The sequence below is a fragment of the Streptomyces sp. NPDC057428 genome, assembly GCF_042803195.1.
In the GTDB taxonomy this organism is placed as follows: Bacteria; Actinomycetota; Actinomycetes; order Streptomycetales; family Streptomycetaceae; genus Streptomyces.
In genome coordinates this window covers 1-1,340 of record NZ_JBHVCT010000228.1, presented here as the reverse complement: position 1 = coordinate 1,340, position 1,340 = coordinate 1, and the positions used below count along the sequence as shown (strand labels likewise).

The 1,340-nt window shown below is 69.0% G+C and carries 1 protein-coding gene; it reads left to right on the top strand.

Annotated features, from left to right (window positions below):
• The first annotated feature begins 67 nt into the window (after positions 1 to 67).
• Positions 68 to 1,296, top strand: a protein-coding gene (locus ACFU5K_RS31920; protein WP_384068250.1) for an IS3 family transposase whose coding sequence is annotated in 2 segments (ribosomal slippage) — positions 68 to 395 and positions 395 to 1,296 — 1,230 coding nt in all. Because the reading frame shifts where the segments join, the coding sequence is not laid out codon by codon here.
• The last annotated feature ends 44 nt before the right edge of the window (positions 1,297 to 1,340 follow it).

Sequence of the window (1,340 nt, the reverse complement as noted above, 5' to 3'; positions counted from 1 at the left end):
CTCCCCCTGAGTGGTGGACACGCTGATACTGGATCTGCTTGATCCGGAGGAAGCGAGAAGACCGCCGATGGCGATGAAGGACTATTCGGGCGAGTTCAAGGCCGGTGCCGTGGCCCTGTACGAGTCCACACCCGAGGCGACGTACAAGAGCATCGCCGCTGACCTGGGCATCAACCGGGCGACCCTGCGTGAGTGGGTGCTGCGGGACCGTGACCGCCGTGGCGTCACCGCCGCGCCCGCGAGGCCGGCCGCCGGGCCGGCGGCGGTGCCGTCGGAGAATCCGGACGAGCGGGTGAGGCGGCTGGAGGCGCGGGTGGCCGAGCTCGAGGCGAGTGAGCACAAGCTCGCCACCGAGCGGGACATCCTGCGCAAGGCGGCCAAGTATTTCGCCGGAGAGACGAACTGGTGATCAGCCGCTTCCAGTTCGTTGACGACCACCGGGCCACCTACGAGGTGAAGCGGCTGTGTCAGGTCCTGGACGTGAACCGGTCCAGCTACTACAAGTGGTGCGCCGGCGCCGGGGCAAGGGCCGCCCGGCAGCGCCAGGACGTGGTCCTGGCCGAACAGATCCGCCGGGTCCACGGGGAGTCCGGTGGCGCCTACGGCTCCCCGCGGGTGACCGCCGAGCTGCGCGAGAACGGCCACCTGGTCAACGAGAAACGGGTCGCCCGGGTCATGCGGACGTTCTCGATCAGCGGGGTCCGCCTGCGCAGACGTGTCCGCACGACCGTTCCGGACCCGGCCGCGGGAACCGTCCCGGACCTGTTCGGCCGGGACTTCACCGCCACCGAGCCCGGACTCAAGCTCATGGGCGACATCACCTATCTCCCGCTCCAGGGAGGGAAGTTCCTCTATCTCGCGACGGTGCTGGACTGCTTCAGCCGCAAGGTCGTCGGCTGGTCCATCGCCGACCACATGCGCACGGACCTGGTCTCCGACGCGTTGCGGATGGCCGCCCGCACCCGCGGTTCCCTGGACGGCGCTGTCTTCCACTCCGACCACGGAGCTCAGTACGGATCCAGGGCCTACGCCGGCCTCTGCGACGGGCTCGGGGTGACCCGGTCGATGGGGGCGGTCGGCACCAGCGCCGACAACGCCGCCTGCGAAAGCTTCCACGCCTCCCTGAAACGCGAGACCCTCCGAGGTGCCCACGACTACGGCGACGCCACCACCTGCCGCCGCACCGTCTTCGCCTGGCTGACGCGCTACAACACCCGCCGCCGCCACTCCACCAACGGCCACCTCACCTGCGTTCCGCATAATTCGCGGTGCCTAGAGCATCGAATCGTGCTGTGACCTGGGGAAACGCGTCTGGACACGCTGTGGGGGCGTGTCTCTAG